Source organism: Caballeronia sordidicola (assembly GCF_000729995.1).
Lineage (GTDB): Bacteria > Pseudomonadota > Gammaproteobacteria > Burkholderiales > Burkholderiaceae > Caballeronia > Caballeronia sordidicola_A.
In genome coordinates this window covers 87,510-110,516 of sequence record NZ_JNFG01000017.1, presented here as the reverse complement: position 1 = coordinate 110,516, position 23,007 = coordinate 87,510, and the positions used below count along the sequence as shown (strand labels likewise).

Annotated in this window: 20 protein-coding genes and 1 tRNA gene; 11 read left to right on the top strand and 10 right to left on the bottom strand. The window is 60.3% G+C overall.

Going from position 1 to position 23,007, the window contains the following annotated elements; all coding sequences use genetic code 11:
* Window positions 1-143 precede the first annotated feature (143 nt).
* Window positions 144-467, bottom strand: a complete 324-nt coding sequence (locus FH08_RS0117545; RefSeq protein WP_031359579.1) for an AzlD domain-containing protein — start codon at window positions 465-467, stop codon at window positions 144-146.
* Complete coding sequence (locus FH08_RS0117540) at window positions 464-1,336, bottom strand: AzlC family ABC transporter permease (protein WP_081889506.1); 873 nt, start codon at window positions 1,334-1,336, stop codon at window positions 464-466. The genes FH08_RS0117545 and FH08_RS0117540 overlap by 4 nt, the downstream gene beginning before the upstream one ends.
* Window positions 1,337-1,918: 582 nt before the next feature.
* Here FH08_RS0117540 and FH08_RS0117535 point away from each other — a divergent pair.
* From FH08_RS0117535 to moaC, 7 genes are all read left to right on the top strand, one after another.
* Window positions 1,919-2,842, top strand: coding sequence for a branched-chain amino acid transaminase (locus tag FH08_RS0117535; protein WP_031359577.1), 924 nt, complete (start codon window positions 1,919-1,921; stop codon window positions 2,840-2,842).
* A gap of 132 nt (window positions 2,843-2,974) precedes the next feature.
* Window positions 2,975-3,169 (top strand): zinc-finger domain-containing protein, encoded by a 195-nt coding sequence (locus FH08_RS0117530; protein ID WP_031359576.1) that lies wholly within the window; start codon window positions 2,975-2,977, stop codon window positions 3,167-3,169.
* A gap of 281 nt (window positions 3,170-3,450) precedes the next feature.
* Entirely contained in the window at window positions 3,451-4,500 is a 1,050-nt protein-coding gene (gene waaF, locus FH08_RS0117525; protein WP_031359575.1) for a lipopolysaccharide heptosyltransferase II, read from the top strand.
* Window positions 4,501-4,834: 334 nt separating this feature from the next.
* On the top strand, window positions 4,835-5,281 hold the full coding sequence (locus tag FH08_RS0117520) for a nuclear transport factor 2 family protein (RefSeq protein WP_031359574.1): 447 nt from the start codon (window positions 4,835-4,837) through the stop codon (window positions 5,279-5,281).
* Between the two features lie 122 nt (window positions 5,282-5,403).
* Entirely contained in the window at window positions 5,404-6,702 is a 1,299-nt protein-coding gene (locus FH08_RS53410) for a YheT family hydrolase (protein WP_235210393.1), read from the top strand.
* Complete coding sequence (locus tag FH08_RS0117510; protein WP_031359572.1) at window positions 6,695-7,309, top strand: DUF2946 family protein; 615 nt, start codon at window positions 6,695-6,697, stop codon at window positions 7,307-7,309. Before FH08_RS53410 ends, FH08_RS0117510 begins: the two co-directional genes overlap by 8 nt.
* 228 nt (window positions 7,310-7,537) lie before the next feature.
* Window positions 7,538-8,017, top strand: a complete 480-nt coding sequence (moaC, locus tag FH08_RS0117505; protein ID WP_031359571.1) for a cyclic pyranopterin monophosphate synthase MoaC — start codon at window positions 7,538-7,540, stop codon at window positions 8,015-8,017.
* Between the two features lie 181 nt (window positions 8,018-8,198).
* Here moaC and FH08_RS0117500 read toward each other — a convergent pair whose 3' ends face one another.
* From FH08_RS0117500 to recA, 8 genes are all read right to left on the bottom strand, one after another.
* Window positions 8,199-10,019 (bottom strand): PglL family O-oligosaccharyltransferase, encoded by a 1,821-nt coding sequence (locus tag FH08_RS0117500; RefSeq protein ID WP_031359570.1) that lies wholly within the window; start codon window positions 10,017-10,019, stop codon window positions 8,199-8,201.
* Window positions 10,020-10,250: 231 nt separating this feature from the next.
* Complete coding sequence (locus tag FH08_RS0117495; protein WP_213767645.1) at window positions 10,251-10,760, bottom strand: pilin; 510 nt, start codon at window positions 10,758-10,760, stop codon at window positions 10,251-10,253.
* A 232-nt stretch (window positions 10,761-10,992) separates the two neighbouring features.
* Complete coding sequence (locus FH08_RS0117490; RefSeq protein ID WP_031359568.1) at window positions 10,993-11,703, bottom strand: TerC family protein; 711 nt, start codon at window positions 11,701-11,703, stop codon at window positions 10,993-10,995.
* Between the two features lie 155 nt (window positions 11,704-11,858).
* Complete coding sequence (gene sucD / locus FH08_RS0117485) at window positions 11,859-12,740, bottom strand: succinate--CoA ligase subunit alpha (protein ID WP_031359567.1); 882 nt, start codon at window positions 12,738-12,740, stop codon at window positions 11,859-11,861.
* A gap of 132 nt (window positions 12,741-12,872) precedes the next feature.
* On the bottom strand, window positions 12,873-14,054 hold the full coding sequence (sucC, locus tag FH08_RS0117480) for an ADP-forming succinate--CoA ligase subunit beta (RefSeq protein ID WP_326928964.1): 1,182 nt from the start codon (window positions 14,052-14,054) through the stop codon (window positions 12,873-12,875).
* Between the two features lie 185 nt (window positions 14,055-14,239).
* Window positions 14,240-14,929: a DUF2889 domain-containing protein gene (locus FH08_RS0117475; RefSeq protein ID WP_031359565.1), complete on the bottom strand. Its 690-nt coding sequence runs from the start codon at window positions 14,927-14,929 to the stop codon at window positions 14,240-14,242.
* Between the two features lie 252 nt (window positions 14,930-15,181).
* Window positions 15,182-16,813, bottom strand: coding sequence for a recombination regulator RecX (gene recX / locus FH08_RS51385; RefSeq protein WP_051888341.1), 1,632 nt, complete (start codon window positions 16,811-16,813; stop codon window positions 15,182-15,184).
* Window positions 16,814-16,832: 19 nt separating this feature from the next.
* A complete protein-coding gene (gene recA, locus FH08_RS0117465) occupies window positions 16,833-17,909 on the bottom strand; it encodes a recombinase RecA (protein ID WP_031359563.1) in 1,077 nt (358 codons plus the stop codon).
* Window positions 17,910-18,135: 226 nt separating this feature from the next.
* Between recA and FH08_RS0117460 the strand changes: the two genes are divergently transcribed.
* The 4 genes from FH08_RS0117460 to FH08_RS0117445 all read left to right on the top strand — a co-directional run bounded on the left by FH08_RS0117460 (window position 18,136) and on the right by FH08_RS0117445 (window position 22,563).
* Window positions 18,136-18,879 (top strand): response regulator transcription factor, encoded by a 744-nt coding sequence (locus FH08_RS0117460; RefSeq protein WP_035566508.1) that lies wholly within the window; start codon window positions 18,136-18,138, stop codon window positions 18,877-18,879.
* A 24-nt stretch (window positions 18,880-18,903) separates the two neighbouring features.
* Window positions 18,904-20,481: a sensor histidine kinase N-terminal domain-containing protein gene (locus FH08_RS0117455; protein WP_081889504.1), complete on the top strand. Its 1,578-nt coding sequence runs from the start codon at window positions 18,904-18,906 to the stop codon at window positions 20,479-20,481.
* A gap of 227 nt (window positions 20,482-20,708) precedes the next feature.
* A complete protein-coding gene (locus tag FH08_RS0117450; RefSeq protein WP_031359560.1) occupies window positions 20,709-22,367 on the top strand; it encodes an MFS transporter in 1,659 nt (552 codons plus the stop codon).
* A gap of 119 nt (window positions 22,368-22,486) precedes the next feature.
* Window positions 22,487-22,563, top strand: a tRNA-Met gene (locus FH08_RS0117445).
* The last annotated feature ends 444 nt before the right edge of the window (window positions 22,564-23,007 follow it).

Sequence of the window (23,007 nt, the reverse complement as noted above, 5' to 3'; positions counted from 1 at the left end):
ATTCGATACGACAGCGAGAGCGCCATTTTAACCGATACCCATGCCCGTCCGACGCTGGAAACGCAAATCCCCAGGATTCGGGATCGGTGACTTTTCGATGGCTTAAATAAAGCGCCGTATGACGCGCCGCAGCAAAACCAGTGTCATGCGACCAGCCGCAGCACCGTGAAGACAATCATGCCCACGACAATTGTCCCCAGCATGCCGCGGCGCCAGAGAAACCAGGCGAGACCGCACAGGGAAGCGTAGAGCGCGTGATTCGAGAAAGCGACCGACAGTCCGGTCGGCGTAGTCAGAAGATCAGGCACGACGACCGCAACGAGTGCCGCGGCCGGCGCGTAGCGCAGCGCGCGCTGCACCCGCTCAGGCAGGATCATGCGCTCGCCGCCCATCAGGAACAGCGCGCGCGTGATGCCCGTGATCAGCCCCATGCCTGCGATCGCCAGCCAAACTTGCGCGGCGCTCATCGGGCACTCCGGGTGCTTTTGGGGCTGACCGGCGATTTGTCGAGATCGGATGGCTGGATATCGAATGAAGGATCGAATGGAGGATTCACTGGCTCGGCGTCGGTGAGACGAGGCGCGGCGGTTTCCATACGCCTTGCCGCGCCGCTTGTTTTGCGCCCTGCCCCCAGCTTCTCCGCCATGACATCGACAAACGTTCCAGCGAGCAGGGCCGCCGCCACGGCCAGCGGCAATGACAGCCGGTACGGCAAGTCCAGCGCAACCAGCGCGATCACGCTCGCCACGCCAACCGCCGCCAGCGTGGAGCGCGTCGCGATAGTCGAGACGATCAGCGGAATCAGCGCAAGCGTGCCGGCGAGTTCGAGGCCCCAGTTATCGGGGAAAAGGCTCGCGAGCAGGATTCCCGCTATAGATGACACTTGCCATGAGGACCAGCTCGTCGCCGCCATGCCCCAGAAGAACGCCTCCTTGCCGGGCTGATAGCCGGTCGGAAAATTACGCTTCTGGAACATCAGGTAAATAATGTCGCCGTTGAAATAACCGAGCACCAGCCGGCGGCGCAGCGGCAGATACGCGAAATGAGGCGCCAGCCCCGCACTGAAAATAACAAACCGCAGGTTGACCATGGCGGCGGTCAGCAGGATGGTCCAGAGCGGCAATTTGGCAGCGAACAACGGCAGCACCGCCAGTTGCGACGATCCCGCGTAGGCCGCGAGCGACATGCCCAGCGCCTGCGGCACGGTCAGCACGGACTTGGCCATCGCGATGCCTGTTACCAGACCCCACGAGAAAGTGGCCGGAACCGCCGGAGAGAGGGTCTTGACGCCATCGAGAAACGCGCGTCGGTTGAGGTCTGACAGCCGGTCGAACATGGAGATTGGTGCGAGTCGCGGTGTACTTGTGCGGTTGAGCGGCGGATCCGACTGATCCGGCAAAGAACAGGCAGGACCGGACGATTGGCGTGGACCCGCCGTGGATCGAGCCTGAATCGCTGACCAAACGACCCAAAACCGCGACGCCGGGCCTTGCGGAGAGCCTTGCGGCGAGCCTTGAATCACGCCGTATCAGCCCCACGCACCCGGATGGCGACCTTTAGCGAGTTCCTCACGATTTGCTTTCGAACCGCAACGTTGACTGCACCTTAGGGCGCATCCCGTGACGGTGAAAGGCGAATTATAGCGTCGTGAAAGCCGCCAAATGGCCGACAGCGCCCATTTTTTGATCGAAAAGACGCTAAAATGAGGGTCTTTGGCCGCCCGGCAGTGTGCCGGTTTTTCGCTGAAATTCCATGCCCCGTGTGCTGTCTCCGGACAGGCGCCGCGGCTCGGAACAAGGCGCATGAAGCCCGTTGTCATCGCCATGCTGGTCAAGCGGGCGAAAGATACGGACGCGACAAGCCGGTGCAAATCGGCGGCCCACTCATTATCTGCACACAACTCGCCAGGAGAAATCGTATGTCAATGGCCGACCGCGACGGCAAGATCTGGATGGATGGCAAGCTGATCGACTGGCGCGACGCCAACATCCACGTGCTCACCCACACGCTGCACTACGGCATGGGCGTTTTTGAAGGCGTGCGCGCCTACAAGACCGGCACCGGCACGTCGATCTTTCGCCTGAAAGACCACACCAAGCGCCTGCTCAACTCCGCCAAGATCTTCCAGATGGAAGTGCCGTTCGACCACGCCACGCTCGAAGCCGCGCAACTCGAAGTGGTCAGCGTGAACAAGCTGGAGTCCTGCTACATCCGGCCGATCGTCTGGGTGGGATCGGAGAAACTGGGGGTATCGGCGAAAGGCAACACCATTCACGTCGCGATCGCCGCGTGGCCGTGGGGCGCCTATCTTGGCGACGACGGCATTGCGAAGGGCATCCGCGTGAAGACGTCATCGTTCACGCGCCATCATGTGAACGTCTCCATGGTCCGCGCCAAGGCGTCCGGCTGGTACGTGAACTCGATCCTCGCGAACCAGGAAGCCATTACCGACGGTTACGACGAAGCGCTGCTGCTCGACGTCGACGGCTACGTGTCCGAAGGCTCCGGCGAAAACTTCTTCCTGGTGAACAACGGCAAGCTGTACACGCCGGACCTGGCGTCGTGCCTGGACGGCATCACGCGCGATACGGTCATCACGCTCGCGCGCGACTTCGGCATTCAGGTGATCGAAAAACGCATCACCCGCGACGAGGTCTACACCTGCGACGAAGCCTTCTTCACCGGCACGGCCGCTGAAGTCACGCCGATCCGCGAGCTGGACAATCGGACCATCGGCGAAGGCAAGCGTGGCCCGATCACGGAGAAGCTGCAAAGCGCCTTCTTCGATATCGTGACCGGCAAGAACGAAAAGTACGCCGATTGGCTTGCGCAGGTTAAGTGACGCAACTGAGTAACTTAGCGCGCAATCCGACGCATGACGTACGGCGGTGAGCCATGGTTTTCCGGGTTTAATATCGGACCAGGAAAAAACCAGGTTCACCGCGTCCCCAGACTAGAACGAACGAGATTCCTCATGAGCGAACTGAAGGAAATGCCGCTGGTCCAGTTGTCGGCGAAAGATGTGCCGGCGTTCTGTCCGAACCCCAACATGCCGCGGTGGAGCACCCATCCGCGTGTTTTCCTCGATATTTCCCACGGCGAAGCGCGTTGCCCGTATTGCGGCACACGCTACAAGCTGAAAGACGGTGAACACATCAAGGGTCATTGAATCTTCGCGAATTTTCGACATCGCGAAGCAAGCGACATGCGGTTTGAACCACGCCGCCCGCTTGTCTTCGCGGCCACTTGCGATGCTGTGCCGTATGCAACCGTCGATGCCGCCGATCCCGTTGAATACAGCGTTCCGGCCGCGCTCGATGTTTTCAAAGCACAACACCTCGCGCCCCGACGCCGGACATGCTGGCAGCCGGGCGCCCTCACCCCAAATTGCACAACGCGCCCACCCGCATGGTGTGAGCTGCGTTATTTTTGAGACTGGAACTTAAATAGATGCGTCGCGCGTTGGTTATCGCACCGAACTGGATTGGTGACGCATTGATGGCGCAGCCGCTGTTTTCGCTGCTGAAGAAGCTGCATCCGCGCATTGTCATCGATGCTGTCGCGCCCGCCTGGGTCGCGCCCGTGCTGGAACGCATGCCCGAGATCCACGATGTCTACGCCACCGATCTCGCCCACGGCAAGCTGCAAATGCTGCGTCGCTGGCAACTCGCGAGCGATCTGCGCGACGTGGGTTACGACGCGGCGTACGTGTTGCCGAACTCGTTCAAATCGGCGTTGATTCCGTGGATGGCGAAGATCAACCTGCGGGTCGGCTATACGGGCGAAAGCCGTTATGGGCTGCTGAACGTGCGGCACGCGAATCCGGCCAAGGGTCAACGTCCGCCCATGGTGGGCCAGTACGCCGCCCTCGCCTATGCGCCGGGCGCGAAGCTGCCGTGGCTGCAGGAAAACGCCACGGTTCCCATGCCGGTACCGCGACTCGATACCGACCTGAATGAAGCGGCGCGCGTCTCCGCCCGCTTTAATCTCGATACGCGCGCGCCGCTCGTCGTGTTTTGCCCGGGTGCGGAATACGGTCCGGCAAAACGTTGGCCGCCGGAGCATTTCGCGACGCTCGCGCAGTTCATCGCGCAATCGTTCCCGTATGCACGGATCGTCGCGCTCGGCTCGCCGAAAGATTCGCCTATCGCGCAAGCCATTGCCGATCGTGCGCCGAACGTGCGCAATCTGTGCGGGCAGACGTCCCTCGGCGAAGCCTGCGCGCTGATCTCGCGTGCGAGCGCGGTGGTCACCAACGATTCCGGCCTGATGCATGTGGCTGCCGCCCTGCGTCGCCCGCTGGTGGCGGTGTTCGGCTCGACCGACCCGCGCCACACACCGCCCCTGTCCGATCTCGCAAAGGTACAATGGCTACACCTCGAATGCAGTCCGTGCTTTGCCCGCGAGTGTCCGCTGGGTCATATGAACTGTTTGCGTGAACTCGGCGCCGAGCAGGTTTTCGGCGATCTACGCGGCATGTTGATGATGCAGCGTCATTAAAGCGGGTTGGGTTGGAGCGGATTTGGCGTCATGGCTCGTGCTGATCGAGCGGGCTTGCCCGGAGGCCGCTTCAGCTTCAAATACTGCTTCATGACTTCGTCAGTGTGACCGCGTCAGCGTGACTTCGTCAGAGCAGCGTCTGCCACGCCAGGATCATCGGCGCCGCGGCCGCGTCCTCCCGAGTTTCCATCGGCGGCGCGTTTGTGGTCCCCGGCAAGTCCTGACATGCCAATGTCCCTAAGCCGGGGCATGCTTTTGAAACTTGACCGAACCGTGGCGCTTACTGTCCGAAAACATCGGGCGCCATGCATCGACCGTTAGAGACCCACTAGCCATGCCACGTTTTGCCCGCCTGTTCGAAGCCGCCGCCGATACCCTCAACGCCTATTACCAGGCTGTCGCGGAGGGCAATATCGACAGCATCATGGCGCTCTGGATCGACGAGGAATTCGCCACCTTCATCTGTGCGGACGGCTCCCATCTGGCCGGCCTGGACAGCATTCGCGCGGGCCTTGCGACGCAACTGGCGAACCGGCCAGTCACGGTCGAGCCGCTCGATATCCGCGTCTACGACAGTCTCGGCACCGTGGTCTACGCGATCGCCGAGGCACATCAGCCCGCCGAACCGGGCAGCTCGCCCGCCATGGTGTTCAGCACCTATGTGATGGTCCACGAACGTGGTGAATGGCGCATTGCACATATCCACGCTAGTGCGATAGCAGACGAAGCCGCAGGCCAGATTGCGGCGAAAATGCGACATGGACAAGGTCCGCTGCATTGACATCGGTTTTGCGGGACGCTGGGCAGGGTAGCTGGCGTCCGCAGCTCGACGATAGCTCTGTCAGTTTGATCGGCAGGCCGTTGGCATCCGTTCGCATCCTGCATCCTGTATGAAGACGCGCCATGAAACGCGATCACGCTCATCTCATTCCTGACGCTCCGGCGCTGGCATCCCGCTCTGCGCTCAAGCAGACCGCTTCGGCCGCTCTTAACGCAGTGAGCCAAACAACGCTTGAACCGCTGGCAGAATGGCTGTACCGAGCGCCACGATGGCTGCCTACCGCTCACGCGCAGACCATCGTGCCGGCGCTGTTCGCACAGCGGCCAGCCGTGAAATACCGACGAGAAAGGTGGGCGACCCCGGACGGCGATTTCATCGATCTCGACTGGCTGGCTTATGACATCGCTGGTGAAGCCAACAAACGCGCTGATTCCAGTGCCGCCACCGCAAACGCCTTACACCTTGCGCCGCGCGAGCTTCGAAACGCAGTCGCAACATCGTTCGATGAAACCGCGGCCTTGCACGACAGCTTCGGCCGCGAAACGGTAGCGGCGCAAGCGGCGAATCCCCCTCCCAACCCGGCCGCACCGCTCTTCGTGCTCTTCCACGGACTTGAAGGCAGCTCGGACTCCCACTATGCACGCGTGCTGATGGCCGAAGCGAAGGCGCGCGGCTGGTTTGGCGTCGTGCCGCATTTCCGCAGTTGCGGAGGCTCGATGAACCTCCTCCCCCGCTTCTACCATCTTGCCGATAGCGCCGAAGTCGACTGGGTCTTGCGCCGATTGAAAGCGCAACATCCTGGGCCGGTGATTGCGGCGGGGGTATCGCTGGGCGGCAACGTGTTGCTGCGCTGGTTGTGCGAGCAGGAACAGGACGCAGCCGCCATTCTGGACGCTGCTGCCGCGATCTCCGCACCGCTGGATGTCCACGCCGGTGGCCACGCGATATCCCAGGGGTTCGGCATGGTCTATACGCGCAGCTTCCTCAAGACGCTCAAGCGCAAGGCGCAGGCGAAACTCGACCAGTATCCCGGCCTGTTCGACCGCGACGCCATGCTCGCGGCCCGCACTCTGCACGCCTTCGATAACGCCGTGACCGCGCCGCTGCACGGTTTCCGCGATACCGACGACTACTGGACTAGCGCCACCACGCGGCCGTTTCTGCCGCGCATCGCCATTCCAACGCTGGTTCTGAACGCCCGCAATGATCCGTTCCTGCCTGGGCGGGTGTTGCCGTCGGCGGCTGAAGTTTCTGCGACGGTGACCCTCGATCAACCCGCGCACGGCGGCCACGTCGGGTTTATGACCGGGCCGTTTCCGGGAAGGATCGACTGGTTGTCGCAGCGGGTTTTTGGTTATTTGCAGACTCACGTGCATCATGTGCATCACACGGCACACCAAACGGATTCCGAGCATGGATGAGATCGTCAAACAGGCGTTGGCCAAATGGCCCAACGTCCCGCATTGCACCGGCTGGCTGCTGCTCGACCGGCGCGGCCAGTGGCGCATGCGCGACGACGCCACGCAGGCAGCAGGTCTTCCCGGCGATATCATCCGCCACGACGCGTTGCTCGGTTTCATCAACCGCAACTACGCCGCCGATGCCGACGGTCAGTGGTTCTTTCAAAACGGCCCGCAGCGCGTGTATGTGGAGCTGGGTTACACGCCGTGGATCGTGCGGCTGAGCGAAATTGACGGCGCAGTGGACGGCGCGGCGGGCGGCCCGCTGCGGCTGACCGATCACGCAGGCGGGCGCTTCGAGCCGACGGCGGTTTGGCTCGACGATGAAGGCGGTGTGCTGTTCTCGGATGGCTCCGATAAGTTGGATGCTCCCTGCGCTTCGCGCATCGCCGCGTTGCACGATCACGATCTCGACCTGTTTTCCACGCACGCCGATCTCGACGATAACGGCGGCTTATTCCATTTCGCGGCTGGCCTGGATCTGGCGCTGGGGCATATCGAACGAGCTGATGTGCCGGGCAAGTTTGGCTTTGTCACCAGCCCGGCGGCGAAAGCAGCGGCCTCGTAAAGCCTCCTAACTATCGTCCTTCTCCATCTCGCAAAACGGCGGCAACTAGTCGGTTTGGACGCATGGCAAACTTTGCTATACGGTCGCCGGGATGGCGCGCGGCCATCGGCTGAAAACGCTGTGAACGGACAAGCGAAAACAACTTGAAAGGCTTATCGTAGCGGCGTGCGCGCGCCTGGACCACCCGCGCGCCGCTGTTATGATGAGCGCCCGTTGCAAGGAGAGCTTATGTCCGGACTTACACATTTCGATGCTTCTGGCGAAGCGCACATGGTCGATGTCGGCGACAAAAGCGAGACGCGTCGCGTAGCCATCGCGCGCGGTTCGATCGTCATGCTGCCCGCCACGCTTGCGCTGATTCGCGACGGCAAGGCTAAAAAGGGCGATGTGCTCGGCGTCGCGCGAATTGCAGCGATCCAGGGCGCGAAACGAACCTCCGATTTGATCCCGTTATGCCATCCGCTGGCATTGACGCGAGTGGCGGTGGACTTTTCCATCGATGAAACCCTGCCAGGCGTATTTTGCGAAGTACGCGTGGAAACGTTCGGGCGCACAGGCGTGGAGATGGAAGCGCTGACTGCCGTGCAGGTCGGACTGCTGACGGTTTACGACATGTGCAAAGCGGTGGATCGCGGAATGACGATCACCGATGTGAAGGTGCTGGAGAAGCACGGCGGGAAATCGGGGGATTGGGTGGCGGGGAGTTGATCACGAGCACCCGCGCTGATCCCTGGTAAATCGTTGTCGCTGCTTGGCAACTGACAATGTCTAGCTGAGAAAAAAAGGCAATTCCAACGCAAGTCGGAACTGCCTTTTGCTTTTAGCCGCAATCGATCTCGTCTGCTTCAAGACTCTCTGCCTCACCGAGGCCATCGATCAAGCCGCTTTCTCAATCATCCCCATCATCACTATCATCGTCGGTAGCGGACGGTGCGGGCACGCCATACATCTTCATCAGCTCGGCCTTAAACCCGGCCAGCGGCTTACCCTGATCGTCCAATAACTGATAAACATCCGCCAGTTGTTGCGGCCAGTCGTGCAGTTCGGTGGAGAAGATCTTCAACCGGGCGATGGTATCGAGCGCGTCCTGCGATTGTCCGGCCAGCGCCTGCAACACCGCGTAACGCCTCAACACGGTTTCCCCCGGCAACAACGCCAGTGCTTGACGATGCATGACGAGCTTCGTGGCGAGGTCCTGGCTGTTCATCGGCAGCAATGTTGCGGCACCATACTCCCCCCAAGCGCCGAATAAAAACGACGGATCTGCATGATATTGCTCAGCCGGCTGCGAACCGTAATAGAGCACTTCAGACCGGTTGTAGTCGCGCAAGATGGGATATAGCGAAGCCAGTCCAAGCACCACGAGCACGACATACAAACCATAAGAAAACGACCGCGACACCCATCGCAATGGCCGGGTCTCCAGCAGGCCGAAAATCAGCATCGCGGGCATCAAAAAGAACATGTACTGCTGCGGATACTCGACCAGCGCGTGCATCATCAGCACGCCCAGCAGCGACAGCGCAAAAATCCGCGCAGGCGTATGCGGTGCGCGCAGCACGCGCACGAGCCAGCAGACCACGCTGAACAACAAGATCGCCATGCCCAGCAGACCCGTTTTCGCGAGCAAGTCGATGAAGATATCGTGCGAATTGTTGGCGATCTCCACCCCGCCAAGCTCCCGCACGAACTCGAACTGATGCAGCGGGAACTCGCCCCAGCCCACACCCAGCAACGGATGCGTCAGGAACATGGTCCAGCCATACCGCCAGAGCGCAAGCCGCGGCGCGATCTGGTTCGCATCCTGCATCCGCTCCGCCGCCGATTGGCCAAGTTCGAGCTGGAAACGCAAGTTCGCCCAGCGAATCGCCGCGTTCACCGCGAAGAACAGCACGAGCAACACGACCGGAATCAGCCATGCGCGCGTTTTGTTGCGAGCGGCACGGCTGGTGGGACCATCCGGGTCGCCGGCAACGGTCGAGCGGCCCTGGATGAGGGCCATCCAGAATCCCCCGACCACGATCACACCCATCTGCAACCACGGTCCCCGCGACACGGTCAACGCGAGCCCGGTTGAAAAGATTGCCGACAAGACCAGCCACACGATCACAGGCAGGCGTCGCGTTTGCACCAGATACAGCGCACCCGCCGTCGCGAACGCAATGTAGCTCGCGAGATGATTCGCCTGCGCCATGTTGCCGAACGGCCGCCGTTCGATTGCCACGTTGTAGGCCACTACGAACGGCGAAAACTTCGGCTCCATATGGAACAACTGTACGACCTGGCAGAACACGGCGAACAGGCCACCGACAATCAATGCCGCCGCGCCCCAGCGGAATGCTTTCTCGGCCAGACCCGCGCGCACGAAGCCATAACCCGTATGCACGGCGATAAACGATGCCAGCAAATAACCGCCGCCGAGCCAGTTCATCGACGGCTGCGACACCGGCAAAACCACCGTCTGCGCCACGAGCAGCAAACCGAGCACAAGCGGCATCAACGCGATGACCGGCGTCGCGAACGGCACGCGCGGCTCGGACAAACGCACGATCAGCGCCATTCCCCCGCCAAGCATCAAGAACAGTGCAAGCGCGCTGAACTCGGCGTAGAAGGTCGGAATGGGATAGGTGTGGTTGACGACCGCGAACGGAATCGTCAGTGCCAGACAGAGGACAGCAAAAGAAAGGTAGCGCGCGATGTTTGAAGGCATGTGGGGTCGGGAACGTCGGCAACCGGCGCACTATACAAAAAATTACTCTTGCTGTGCGGCGCCTGGCATGAAATGCGCCGAAATCACCACCATTCCTGAAAATTCCGTGGCGGTTTCGGCGAAATACCGAGGCTGTCCGCAATCCGCGTACTCGCTTACAAGCTTCGTGATAACGATTCACCGCGATTACGGTTTCATGCGGCCAGCCTTTCAGGTCCTTTTATTAGCGCATCAAGTCCTGCATTCCGGCGGTGCCAGATTAGGCGGTAACGTTGGTGCTTCCGAAGGTGAGGGACCCGCACCCGGCGCTGGCAAGGAAGACGCCGTTTTCGTGGCGGCGAAACATTCCCACGTGATCGATCCGGCCTGAACCGAACCCTTGGTCAGAACCGTACGTGCCGTCGGCGTCTCGGCGTTGTCCGGAGTTGACGGTACGAGCACCAGCGTATTGGATCCGGCCGGCGCCACACGCGTGGAGAACGCGATGGTGACTTGCCCATTGGTATCGTCGACGTGAATCGACTCCACGTTCCGAGTCCCCGGCGGCGACGAATATCCCCCGCCCAGATCAGAGCCGCTCGCGGCATTCTCCGCCACCGCCAACCGCGCCGACGATGCCAGCGACAAGCCCTCGCCCACCCGGCTACGCGCCAGATAATCCTGATAGGCCGGAATGGCGTACGCCGCGACCACGCCGACAATCGCCAGCACGATCATCAACTCGATCAACGTGAAGCCCATCCCGAAACGCTTTATCTTGCCGCGCGTAAACAGCCTTCGAAACCACGCTTTGCTACCCACGTCGCTACCCGCTTCATCTGCCCTGCACACCGCTGCCGTTATTGCTGCTGCCATCGCTGAACTCCCAAAAAGACGAAGCGTCTGGTTGCGTGATGCAATCCAGACGCTTCGATCTTAGCGAGTGCTGCCCGGCCTCAACAGTCAGCCAGACGGCCTATGGCTTGACCCGAAATCAGTGCGCGACTTTCGCTTCCTTCGCCAGCATGCGCCGCCGAAAATGCCAGCCTACGGCCAGCACCAGCACCGCCCCCGCCACGTGCGCGGTGTACTCCGCGCCCAGCACGTTCAGCGCGGGCCAGCGGTCGAAGAACGGATCATCGATCATCAATCCGCCTGCGATCCACCCGAGCAAACCAGCGCCAAGCGCAATCACGATCGGGAATTTGTCGAGCAGTTTGAGCACCAGCGTGCTACCCCAAACGATCAACGGAATACTCACCAGCAGGCCAAAGATAACCAGCGCCAACCGATGCTGCGGATCGGCGGCTTCGGCAGCACCGGCTACGGCGATCACGTTGTCGAGGCTCATGACGGCATCGGCCACGATGATCGTCTTGATCGCGGCCCAAAGCTGGTCGGTCGGCTTGATATTCGGGTCGCTGTGATCCGGCATCATCAGCTTCACGCCGATCCACAACAACATCAGCCCGCCGACGAACTTGAGGAATGGGACATCGAGCAGCACCACGGCGAACGCGATCAACGCGACCCGCAAGACGATGGCGCCGAGCGTACCGAGCAGCACGCCGCGCGTGCGTTGCTGCGGCGGCAAATTCCTGCAGGCGAGCGCGATGACGACGGCGTTATCGCCGCCAAGGAGGATATCGATAACGATGATTTGCAGAACAGCGCCCCAATGGAGCGTGGCGAAAAATTCGAGCATGAAAAAACCGGTGAACGACAGCGACAGAAAAAACGCGCGATAAAAAAAGCGGGGAAGCCTGAGCTCCCCCGCTTTTAGAACCGACGTTTTACGAAAGGCTTACGCAAGCATAACGCAGCCCTGCGTTTTCTGTCGATCGGCCGTTCCCTAAACCCTTAAAGCATCGCCTTCAACAGACGCGCCATTTCCGACGGGTTCTTCGTGACGGTGATACCGCACGCTTCCATGATTTCCAGCTTGGCATCGGCCGTATCCGCGCCGCCCGAAATCAACGCGCCCGCGTGACCCATGCGCTTGCCGGCCGGAGCCGTGACGCCCGCGATGAAGCCAACCACCGGCTTCTTCATGTTGTCCTTGATCCAGTAAGCCGCGTTCGCTTCGTCCGGACCGCCGATCTCGCCGATCATGATCACGGCGTCCGTGTCGGGATCGTCGTTGAACATCTTCATGACGTCGATGTGCTTCAGACCGTTGATCGGATCACCGCCAATACCCACTGCCGACGATTGGCCAAGGCCAATAGCCGTCAACTGGCCGACTGCTTCGTACGTGAGCGTGCCCGAACGCGACACCACACCAATACGGCCCTTACGGTGGATATGACCCGGCATGATGCCGATCTTCAGTTCGTCCGGCGTGATCGTGCCCGGGCAATTCGGTCCGAGCAGCAGCGTCTTGCGATTTTCGCGACGCATACGGTCCTTGATCTCGAGCATGTCGCGCACGGGAATGCCTTCCGTGATGCAGATGGCGAGATCCAGGTCGGCTTCGACCGCTTCCCAGATTGCGGCAGCGGCGCCAGCCGGCGGCACGTAGATCACCGAAACGGTTGCACCCGTTTCAGCCTTCGCTTCCGCGACGCTTGCGTAGATGGGGATGCCTTCGAAATCTTCGCCGGCGCGCTTCGGGTTCACGCCCGCAACGTACGCTTCACGGCCGTTCGCATACTCGCGGCAAGCGCGGGTGTGGAACTGACCGGTCTTGCCGGTAATACCCTGGGTAATGACCTTGGTGTCTTTGTTGATCAGAATCGACATAGTGTGACCTCTGTTCGTCGACGTCGCTTCTAGCCCTCGTGCCTTGTTTCAAAGCACGCAGCTAAAAGCGCAGCCTTTCGTATCTGGTGGAACGCTCGTAATCCGGTGTGGTGTTTAACTAAACAACGCGGATTACTTGCCCTCGGCTGCTGCAACAACCTTCTGCGCAGCTTCTTCCATGCTGTCGGCCGCGATGATCGGCAAGCCTGAATCCGCCAGCATCTTCTTGCCGAGATCTTCGTTCGTGCCCTTCATGCGCACGACCAGAGGCACCTTCAGCGACACGGCCTTCGACGCTTCGATCACGCCTTCCGCGATCACATCGCAGCGCATGATGCCGCCGAAAATATTCACGAGGATTGCCTTGAGGCCCGGGTTCTTCAACATGATCTTGAAGGCTTCCGTGACCTTTTCCGTCGTAGCACCGCCGCCCACGTCGAGGAAGTTGGCCGGCTCGCCGCCGAACAGCTTGATCGTGTCCATGGTGGCCATTGCCAGGCCGGCGCCGTTCACCAGGCAGCCGATGTTGCCATCGAGCGAGATGTAGGCCAGATCGAACTTCGATGCTTCCACTTCAGCCGGATCTTCTTCGTCGACATCGCGATACGCGACGATGTCCGGGTGACGGAACAGCGCGTTGGCGTCGAAGTTGAACTTGGCGTCCAGTGCGATCACCTTGCCGTCGCCGGTGACGATCAGCGGGTTGATTTCCGCCAGCGATGCGTCCGTTTCCCAGAATGCCTTGTACAGGCCTTGCAGGATTGCGCGTGCTTGCGGGATCGAGCCTTCCGGAATGCCGATCTTGCGCGAGAGGTCGTCGGCGTCTGCGTCTTGCAGACCCGTCGACGGCTCGACGGCGAACTTATGCAGCAGTTCCGGCGTCTTTTCCGCGACTTCTTCAATGTCCATGCCGCCTTCGCTCGATGCCATCACCACGACTTTTTGCGTGATACGGTCGAGCACGAGGCCGATGTACAGTTCCTTCTTGATGTCCGCGCCTTCTTCGATCAGCAGGCGGTTCACCTTTTGGCCTTCAGGGCCGGTCTGGTGCGTGACGAGTTGCATGCCGAGGATCTGGTTCGAATATTCGCGAACCTGGTCCAGCGTCTTTGCAACCTTCACGCCGCCGCCCTTACCGCGACCGCCAGCGTGAATCTGAGCCTTGACGACCCATACCGGGCCGCCCAGCTCTTCAGCGGCCTTGACCGCATCGTCCACCGAGAACACGGGCTTGCCGCGCGGGACCGCGACGCCGAACTTCCGCAGGATTTCCTTTCCCTGGTACTCGTGAATCTTCATGCGTGATTCCTTCAGTCTGAGAGTTGGATTGAACTTCGATTACGTGGATTAAAGGATTACTTGGATTACGTTGAGCGTTGCTTCCGGCGTGAAAAGTAAGCGCGCCCGGAGTCATGCTGATGTTTCCTGGTCGGCCAGTTCTGGGAACCTGCTCTTGCTAATTTCGCTTAGGGTCTGCTACTAAGTCCGCTTGAATTCGCTTAATTTCGCTGAGCCGGCTCCACTTCGCTTCCGGCCTTTCTGGAGTTGTCCTGATCCGCCATCCGGTCTGCCGCGCCACGGGGCGCATGGCCGAACCAGCGCGGATAATATTGTCGAACGGCTTCACCGTCGAAACGCAATGCGTTGCAACGGCCAAGCTGGAATGGGGGTTTGTCGGTTTTGTTTCCGGCTGCTGTGCTTGCTTCTGTGCTCGCTGAACTATCCGATGGTTCACCGGGCGCGCCGCCTGTTTCGGTGTTCCACACTTCGCCGGCGAATGCCTGGATGGCGGCTGTGGGCAACACGGCGCAGAGTTCAGTGATATGCGTGCAACCGGTCGTTCCGGCCAGCAAACGGCTGGATTCACGACGGAAATTTTGCACAAGATTGAGGCCGATGAGTGCGCGGTACGCGGAGTTCGATGCTGCACACAGACCCGCATACGGAGCCCACTCGGAAGCCGCTTCGGCGTCGACGATATTGAACGTGCGGTCGATAGTGATGCGCAGCCAGAGTTCATGGATCGGCAGGCCTTGAGGCCGGACGCCCGACGCGAGTTTGACGTCGCGCGGCTTTTCATCGGTTAGACAGGCTTCGATATCCCACAAGCCATCTTGACGCTCAAACGCTTCCATTCGAATCGCGCGGCGATGGCGCAACTGTCGGGAAACGGGCGGAGAAAGCGGCATGTGCAGAGGAAGGCCGGAATGAGAAAACGCCGAAATTTTACCATACTGGCCATTTTCAGCCGGACCGAGTTGCCGCGGGGAAGCTTGAGGGGCAATGCGCAGGCTTGGGTGGGGGTTTGTTTCGGGTTTGTTTCGCCAGGGTACGCGGCGGTGGGGGATTTCGCTCAACGTCGGGATTGGGGTTTTTGTTTGTGCTTTTGGGGTGGGTGTTGAGGTTTCACTTTGGGCGTTGCTGCCAATGAACGGCAGCGCTTATTCGTCGATAAATTCGTCGTCGCCCGCTTTCAGCACTTTCACGATCGTTCCGCCGTTGAACCCTCGCGTGGCGAGAAAGCGCGCTTGTTTCGCGCGTTCGGCCGGCGTTGTCGGCAGATCGGCGAATTTCTTGCTCCAGACCTCGCGAGCACGAGTGAGCTCGGTTTTGTTCAACTCAGCGCCAGCGTCCTGAATCAGCGTTTCGTCGATACCGTTGCGCTTCAACTCATGCACGATTCGGCTTGTGCCAAGACGAGTGCCCCGTCGATGAACGACACTCTCCACAAATCGCTCATTCGATAACCACCCTTCTTGTTCGAGCGCGTCGAGCAAGGTATCGAGGGAATCGCCTTCGCCCAGATGCGGCGTCAGCTTGCGGGATAGCTCAGTGCGGCTATGTTCACGACGCGATAAATAACCCAGCGCACGGCCGCGTAACGATAATTGCGGCCCTTTTCGCTTGGAATCGCCGGCTGCGGAGGCTTTGCCGCGACCGGTAGAGCCGCGCGTATAAACCGCTTCGGCGTTTTGGCTTTCGCTAACCCCATCCGCTGCCGATGGCGCGCACTGTTCGAAGGGCTCGAATGGATCGGCTATGTCGATGCCTGTTTCTCGCTGGATACCCGGAGAAATAACCGCGGGTTTCGATTGCGATTTGCGGGCTGCTTTTTCAGGCGCGGCCTGTGATTGAACAACTGCTTGTGCCTGTTCCAACACCGCCCGAGCGCGCTTCAAGCGCTCCTCTGCATTGACCGCGTCCAATCCCGCAGCCGAATCAGGCTGCACGGGTTCGCTTTGGTGCTGGTCGACTTGCGGCGCAACCGCAATATCCGAGATTTCAGCGCGGTTCTCATCCGCGGGTTTTGCCGACTTTGGCGAATTGCGACGGCTGGTTTGTCGGTCGGTGGATCGTTCGAAAACATCCTCGCCGTCAGCCGACTGAGGCGAAGATTTTCCACGCGAAGCCGGACTAGCCGCTTTGCGCCCTGACAACCCACCACGTCCAAATTTGCTGCGATCACTCGACCGTTCGTACTCAGCTGGGGCATCTGCCGACGCACTATTCGAAGACGATCGCGCCGAAGCCCCACCGCCAAACGATCCACGTTTCGGAAACGCGCGATCACTCGACCGTTCGTATACCGGCTCGCTGTCCTGCTGCGTGGTTTCGCCCGCTGCCTCCAGACTCGCGGCTATCGCCTCAGCCTTGCTGCTGCCACCAGATGACAAACTGGAACCACCCGGCCGCCCAAAGCTGCTTTTCCTGGCGAAACTACTGTTACCGCTACTGCCACTTCCAGTATCAGCACTCTTGCCGCTAGAAAACCCACCACCCTTATTAAACCCACCGCCCCCGCTCTTCTCGCCGGAAACCCCACCACTCTTCGAGAAGCTGTTTCCAAACGAACGACGCGCCGACGCAGATCCCTCCGCACCGACGCGTTCGCTTGCTGCTGCGCGGTATCGATCGCTGCTACGTTCATAGCGATCAACCCCTTCCTCTGCTCCGAGACTTTCGTCTTCGTCGCTTATGGACTTCGAGCCGTCCGGATCTTCCTTTACGTCCTGCTCCGCGTCACGATTTGAATCGCGACCGGTCTTCGATCCGAACCGGCTCTTGCTGCGCATAATCTTTACCGCCTAAAACTCATTCTTCTTCATCCGCCACTTCGGCAACACCCGGTGCAACCGCGTCGGCCATTGCATTGACGCCCAGCGATTCGCGAATCCGATTTTCGATTTCACGCGCCATTTCAGGATTCTCACGCAGGAATTCGCGTGCGTTGTCCTTACCTTGACCAATCCGTTCGCCGTTATAGCTGTACCAGGCGCCGGCTTTATCAACCAGCTTGGCTTGCACGCCCAAGTCGATGATTTCACCCTGACGCGAGATTCCTTCGCCGTAGAGGATGTCGAAGATGGCTTCGCGGAACGGCGGCGCAACCTTGTTCTTCACCACCTTCACGCGGGTTTCGTTGCCGATCACTTCGTCGTTCTTCTTGATCGAACCAATACGGCGAATGTCCAGGCGCACCGATGCGTAGAACTTCAGCGCGTTACCACCCGTGGTGGTTTCCGGATTGCCGAACATCACGCCAATCTTCATGCGGATCTGGTTGATGAAGATCACCAGGCAGTTCGTACGCTTGATCGTGCCGGTCAGCTTGCGCAACGCCTGCGACATCAAACGTGCTTGCAAACCAGGCAGCGAATCGCCCATTTCGCCTTCGATTTCAGCCTTCGGCACTAGGGCCGCGACCGAGTCGATCACGATCATGTCGATGGAACCCGAGCGCACGAGTGCGTCGCAGATTTCCAGCGCTTGCTCGCCCGTGTCCGGCTGCGAGATCAGGAGGTCCGACGGACTCACGCCAAGCTTTTGCGCGTAAGCGATGTCGAGCGCGTGTTCCGCGTCAATAAACGCTGCAGTGCCGCCGACCTTCTGCATCTCCGCAATCACTTGCAGCGCCAGCGTGGTCTTGCCCGACGATTCCGGACCGTAGATTTCCACTACGCGTCCACGCGGCAAGCCGCCGACGCCCAATGCAATATCCAGTCCGAGCGAACCGGTCGACACCACTTGAATGTCTTCAATGGCTTCGCCAGCGCCGAGTCGCATGATCGACCCCTTGCCGAATTGCTTCTCGATCTGCGCGAGCGCGACGGCAAGCGCCTTGCTCTTCTCTGCAGACATCCCGCCCGGGCCTTTCTTGCTATCTTCCATGAATCGTCCTTTGCTATGATGAACGGCGTCTGGCGCATGCCCTTGGGACTTTTTTCCGGTTGGGCGCACTGCTGCAGACACTGTATAAAAAAACAGGTGTTTTTGCAAGTCCGATCGAAGCGCGTAGTTTCAGCGCCACGTTCGACCCATGCGGGACACCACTACACCTGGAGACCGCCGCGCCGGGCGAATTGCGGTGCCGGCAATGCTTTTTGCGCACACTACGATGCGAATCCTCATTGCCGAAGACGACAGCATACTCGCGGACGGTCTCATTCGATCACTCCGCCAATCGGGCTATGCCGTGGATCACGTGCGCCACGGCGTGGACGCGGACAACGCGCTGTCGCTACAAACTTTCGACCTTTTGATCCTCGATCTGGGCCTGCCGATGATGTCCGGCCTGGAGGTCCTGAGACGCCTCAGAGCCCGCAATTCCCAGATGCCCGTGCTCATCCTGACGGCCGCCGACAGTGTCGACGAACGCGTCAAGGGCCTCGACCTCGGCGCCGATGACTACATGGCCAAACCGTTCGCGCTGAACGAACTCGAAGCCCGCGTGCGCGCCCTTACCCGGCGCGGCGCGGGCGGCGGCCCCACGGTCGTCAAACATGGCGCGCTCGCGTTCGATCAGGTCGGGCGCATTGCGTCCATCAACGACCAGGTGATCGAGTTATCCGCGCGCGAACTCGGCGTGCTTGAAGTCCTGCTGCAACGGGTTGGCCGGCTGGTGTCGAAGGAACAACTCGTCAACCACCTTTGCGAGTGGGGCGAGGAAGTCAGCAACAACGCGATCGAAGTCTATGTCCATCGGCTAAGAAAAAAAATCGAGCCCGGCGGCGCGCGAATCATAACTGTTCGCGGGTTAGGCTATAGCCTTGAAAAAGCCGTTGCCGCGGTGGCCACTCCTGTAGCGCCTGCCCCGGCAAATACCGACGAGCCTGTCTCGCCCAGCCCGCACTACAAGTAGCAAGTAACCACGAGTAATTACGCCATGGGCTCGCCAGCGTCCCCCGAGCGCGCCGCTCCGGCGTTGCGCGAGCTGTCACCCCTTTCGCCCGATTTGCCCGAAGCCGATCCCGACGCTTCCCGCGACGCGCGTTACGCGAATCCGTTCGCGCCGCCCGACGAGCTCGAGCCCGACGGCGAGCCAGCGCCGCGTTCGCTATTCGGGGAGATCCTGGACTGGATGCTCGCGCCGCTGCTGCTTTTGTGGCCCATGAGTATTGCGGTCACGTATCTCGTCGCCAAGTCGATTGCCAACGGGCCGTTCGACCGCGCGCTGGAGACGGATGCCTACGTGCTCGCACGGCAGATCGCGCCGGTGAACGGCGTCGCCGAATTGCGGCTGCCGAACGCCACGCGCGACTTCCTGCGCGCGGATAACGTGGACAGCGTGTTTTTCCAGGTACTGGGTACGCGTGGTGAACTGGTAGGTGGCGACGCCGATATGCCCTTGCCCCACGACGATGACCGGCCGCAGCCCGGCATCGTGGAGTTTCGTGACGATGTGCTGCGCGGCAACGACATTCGCATCGCTTATACGACGGTGGAAGCGCCGACGCTCTCTCAACCGGTGCTGGTCCAAGTGGCCGAGACGCTCGATAAACGCAGCCAGTTGGCTAACGACATCATCAAGGGCGTGATCCTGCCGCAGTTCGTGATCTTGCCGCTAGCTATCGTGCTGGTCTGGTTCGGGTTGTCGCGCGGGCTCGCGCCGCTGCATGCGCTGCAAGCGAATATTCGCGCCCGGCGTCCCGATGATCTTTCGCCGCTCGAAGCCAGCCGCGCGCCGCCGGAAATCGCGCCATTGGTGGCATCGTTCAACGATCTACTCAACCGGCTCGAGCAGAACATGCAGTTGCAGAAGCGGTTCATAGCCGACGCCGCGCATCAGATGAAAACGCCGCTCGCGGGCTTGAGGACGCAGGCAGAGCTTGCGTTGCGGCAGGATGTATCGGCGGAAGTGCAGCGCTCGCTTGAACAGATTGCGACGAGCTCCGAGCACGCGGCGCGACTGGTGACGCAACTGCTCGCGTTGGCTCGGGCGGAGAACCGGATGTCGGGGCAGATTTTCTCGCGCGTGGAGTTGACCGATCTCGCGCGGCTCGCCGTTCGCGACTGGGTGCAGGCGGCATTGGCTAAACGGATGGACATTGGTTACGAGGAGCCGCCGCATCCGGTCGAGGTTGAAGGCAACGCAGTGATGTTGCGCGAAATGCTGTCGAATCTTATCGATAACGCCATTCGCTACACCCCGCCCGGAGGCCGGATCACGGTCCGGGTGCGCACCGACGAGTCCGACACGCGGCACGTCTTTCTCGAAGTGGAAGACACGGGATTGGGCATTCCTGAAGCGGAACGCACGCGTGTGGTGGAGAGGTTCTATCGCATTCTTGGGCGTGAAGGCGATGGCAGCGGACTCGGTCTTGCCATCGTCCGAGAGATCGCGATCATGCACGGCGGCACTCTCGATATAGACGATCACGTGTACAACGAAGCGCCGCGACAAGCCGGAACGCTTGTCCGGGTGGGCTTGCAGCGGGTTTATCCTGCCCGGGACAAACCCTGATCGAAGCCTGCCCGGCATTTCTTCAAGAGCCAATTTAAACGGATGTTAGCTAACTTATTGAGATAGAAGAAAGCGTATTTGAAGCATTTAGATCAATAAGAAGATAAGAAAGCGTCTTAGCGCGGACCCCTTCCGCGTCAGAACGCCGTAAGTTTTCCCTCCAATAATCGTTGCACGGCGCTGCTATCCGCAGATGCCATTCAAAGATCCATACAGGAGACGACTTCATGGCAACGGTCGAGGGGCGCATTTCCCACGCACCGATGACGAGCGAAGAGCGGCGCGTGATTTTCGCGTCATCGCTAGGCACGGTATTCGAGTGGTACGACTTTTATCTGGCGGGCTCGCTTGCCATCTATATAAGCAGGACGTTCTTCTCCGGCGTCAATCCGACTGCTGCTTTCATCTTTACCTTGCTCGGCTTTGCGGCGGGTTTTGCCGTGCGGCCGTTCGGCGCGATTGTTTTCGGGCGTCTCGGCGATATGGTCGGGCGCAAGTACACGTTCCTTGTGACCATCGTGATCATGGGTCTGTCGACGTTCGTGGTCGGGCTGCTGCCGGGGTACGGCACGATCGGGATAGCCGCGCCTGTGCTCTTCATCGCGATGCGGCTGCTGCAAGGGCTCGCGCTCGGCGGGGAGTACGGTGGCGCGGCAACTTACGTCGCTGAACATGCGCCCGCCAACAAGCGCGGCGCATGGACCGCGTGGATCCAGACGACGGCTACGCTTGGGCTTTTCATCTCGCTGATCGTGATCTTGCTGGTACGGAGTTCTGTTGGTGAGGAAAAGTTCGGTGCGTGGGGCTGGCGTGTACCGTTCCTTGTGTCGATCCTGCTGCTTCTTGTGTCCGTGTGGATCCGGATGAAGCTGCATGAATCGCCTGTGTTCGAGCGCATCAAGGCGGAAGGCAAGACGTCGAAAGCGCCGCTGACCGAAGCGTTTGGGCAGTGGAAGAACCTGAAGATCGTGCTGCTCGCGCTGTTCGGGCTGACGATGGGACAGGCCGTTGTTTGGTATACGGGCCAGTTCTACACGCTGTTTTTCCTGACGCAGACGCTGAAGGTTGATGGCACCAGCGCGAACATCATGGTGGCGGTGGCGTTGTTGATCGGGACGCCGTTCTTCCTGTTCTTCGGGTCGCTGTCGGACAAGATCGGGCGCAAGCCGATCATCATGGCTGGGTGCCTGATTGCCGCGCTGTCGTACTTCCCGCTCTTCCACGCGCTGGCTCACTACACAAATCCGACGCTGGAAGCCGCGACCTTGAAGGCGCCGATCAGCGTGATTGCCAATCCGGACGAGTGTTCGTTCCAGTTCAACCCGGTGGGAACATCGAAGTTCACGACCTCCTGCGATATTGCCAAGAGCGCGTTGTCGAAGGCCGGTTTGAACTACGAGAACGTGGCGGCTCCGGCCGGGACGATCGCGCAGGTCAAGGTGGGCGACACCGTGGTGGATACGTATGACGGCAAGGCCGCCGATGCGAAGGCCCAGGGCGCCGCGTTCGACAAAACGCTGGCTGGCACGCTGAAGTCGGCGGGTTATCCGGCGAAAGCTGATCCGGCGCTGATCAACTGGACGATGGCTATTGTGATCCTGACCATCATGATGATCTTCGTGACGATGGTTTATGGGCCTATCGCCGCGATGCTCGTTGAGATGTTCCCGGCGCGGATCCGGTACACGTCGATGTCGCTGCCTTATCACATCGGCAATGGCTGGTTCGGCGGGTTCTTGCCGGCGACGGCGTTCGCTATCGTGGCCGCGAAGGGGAATATTTTCTCGGGGCTGTGGTATCCGATTGTGATCGCCTTGGCGGCGTTCGTGATCGGGATGCTGTTTGTTAAGGAGACGCGCGGGACGGCGGTTTATGACTCGGATTGATTTTCGGGCGGTTCGGGGAGCGATTGTGGGGTGGTCGCTTTCCGGGCTACCTTGTCTCTAGGAATGAGCCTGGAAGGGGTTGACAGGTTTCGCAACCCTCTTCATAATCTCGATCTCTTGGCGAATTAGCTCAGCCGGTTAGAGCGACGGAATCATAATCCGCAGGTCCGGGGTTCGAATCCCTGATTCGCCACCAAGTTGTAAAGAAAGCCGCTGCTTCGAAAGAAGTAGCGGCTTTTTGTTTTGGTGCGTGCGGGACCCAGTCCGGGAAGCAGTTCTGGCAGATATCTAATTTCTAGTTTCGAATAGGGGCCCGCGGGAATCCTTTTTCGTAGGTCCTTGATCTACTAAGGCGGCGTTGCCCTCTCGCCCGCCGCACCTCACCTGCCTCTGGAATGCAATCGGCCATTGATCACCATGCGCCACTGCGGTCGAGATCATCCGGGCCGCCTGCCGCTGAACCCATCGGCCGTCATCCATCAACGCATCAACGTGTCGCTATCGATGGCGCGCCGGGCCCTCCTCAAGAAAGCGTGCCATCGAGAAATTCTTCACGCCTGTTGCTTTGATCAAAAACATATGCGCTCTTTGCGGCAACGGCATTGAAGAAGTGTAGGGAGGCTGGTCGTCCGTCCGGCCG

Excerpts from the sequence above, each read along its gene's own strand:
- FH08_RS0117450 (WP_031359560.1), top strand. The coding sequence starts at position 20,709 with ATGGCAACGGTCGAGGGGCGCATTTCCCACGCACCGATGACGAGCGAA.
- FH08_RS0117510 (WP_031359572.1), top strand. The coding sequence starts at position 6,695 with ATGGATGAGATCGTCAAACAGGCGTTGGCCAAATGGCCCAACGTCCCG.
- FH08_RS0117500 (WP_031359570.1), bottom strand. The coding sequence starts at position 10,019 with ATGCCTTCAAACATCGCGCGCTACCTTTCTTTTGCTGTCCTCTGTCTG.
- sucD (WP_031359567.1), bottom strand. The coding sequence starts at position 12,740 with ATGTCGATTCTGATCAACAAAGACACCAAGGTCATTACCCAGGGTATT.
- recA (WP_031359563.1), bottom strand. The coding sequence starts at position 17,909 with ATGGAAGATAGCAAGAAAGGCCCGGGCGGGATGTCTGCAGAGAAGAGC.
- FH08_RS53410 (WP_235210393.1), top strand. The coding sequence starts at position 5,404 with ATGAAACGCGATCACGCTCATCTCATTCCTGACGCTCCGGCGCTGGCA.
- FH08_RS0117540 (WP_081889506.1), bottom strand. The coding sequence starts at position 1,336 with ATGTTCGACCGGCTGTCAGACCTCAACCGACGCGCGTTTCTCGATGGC.
- FH08_RS0117545 (WP_031359579.1), bottom strand. The coding sequence starts at position 467 with ATGAGCGCCGCGCAAGTTTGGCTGGCGATCGCAGGCATGGGGCTGATC.
- moaC (WP_031359571.1), top strand. The coding sequence starts at position 7,538 with ATGTCCGGACTTACACATTTCGATGCTTCTGGCGAAGCGCACATGGTC.
- FH08_RS0117495 (WP_213767645.1), bottom strand. The coding sequence starts at position 10,760 with ATGGGCTTCACGTTGATCGAGTTGATGATCGTGCTGGCGATTGTCGGC.
- FH08_RS0117520 (WP_031359574.1), top strand. The coding sequence starts at position 4,835 with ATGCCACGTTTTGCCCGCCTGTTCGAAGCCGCCGCCGATACCCTCAAC.
- recX (WP_051888341.1), bottom strand. The coding sequence starts at position 16,813 with ATGCGCAGCAAGAGCCGGTTCGGATCGAAGACCGGTCGCGATTCAAAT.
- FH08_RS0117475 (WP_031359565.1), bottom strand. The coding sequence starts at position 14,929 with ATGCCGCTTTCTCCGCCCGTTTCCCGACAGTTGCGCCATCGCCGCGCG.
- FH08_RS0117460 (WP_035566508.1), top strand. The coding sequence starts at position 18,136 with ATGCGAATCCTCATTGCCGAAGACGACAGCATACTCGCGGACGGTCTC.
- FH08_RS0117530 (WP_031359576.1), top strand. The coding sequence starts at position 2,975 with ATGAGCGAACTGAAGGAAATGCCGCTGGTCCAGTTGTCGGCGAAAGAT.
- waaF (WP_031359575.1), top strand. The coding sequence starts at position 3,451 with ATGCGTCGCGCGTTGGTTATCGCACCGAACTGGATTGGTGACGCATTG.
- FH08_RS0117490 (WP_031359568.1), bottom strand. The coding sequence starts at position 11,703 with ATGCTCGAATTTTTCGCCACGCTCCATTGGGGCGCTGTTCTGCAAATC.
- FH08_RS0117455 (WP_081889504.1), top strand. The coding sequence starts at position 18,904 with ATGGGCTCGCCAGCGTCCCCCGAGCGCGCCGCTCCGGCGTTGCGCGAG.
- FH08_RS0117535 (WP_031359577.1), top strand. The coding sequence starts at position 1,919 with ATGTCAATGGCCGACCGCGACGGCAAGATCTGGATGGATGGCAAGCTG.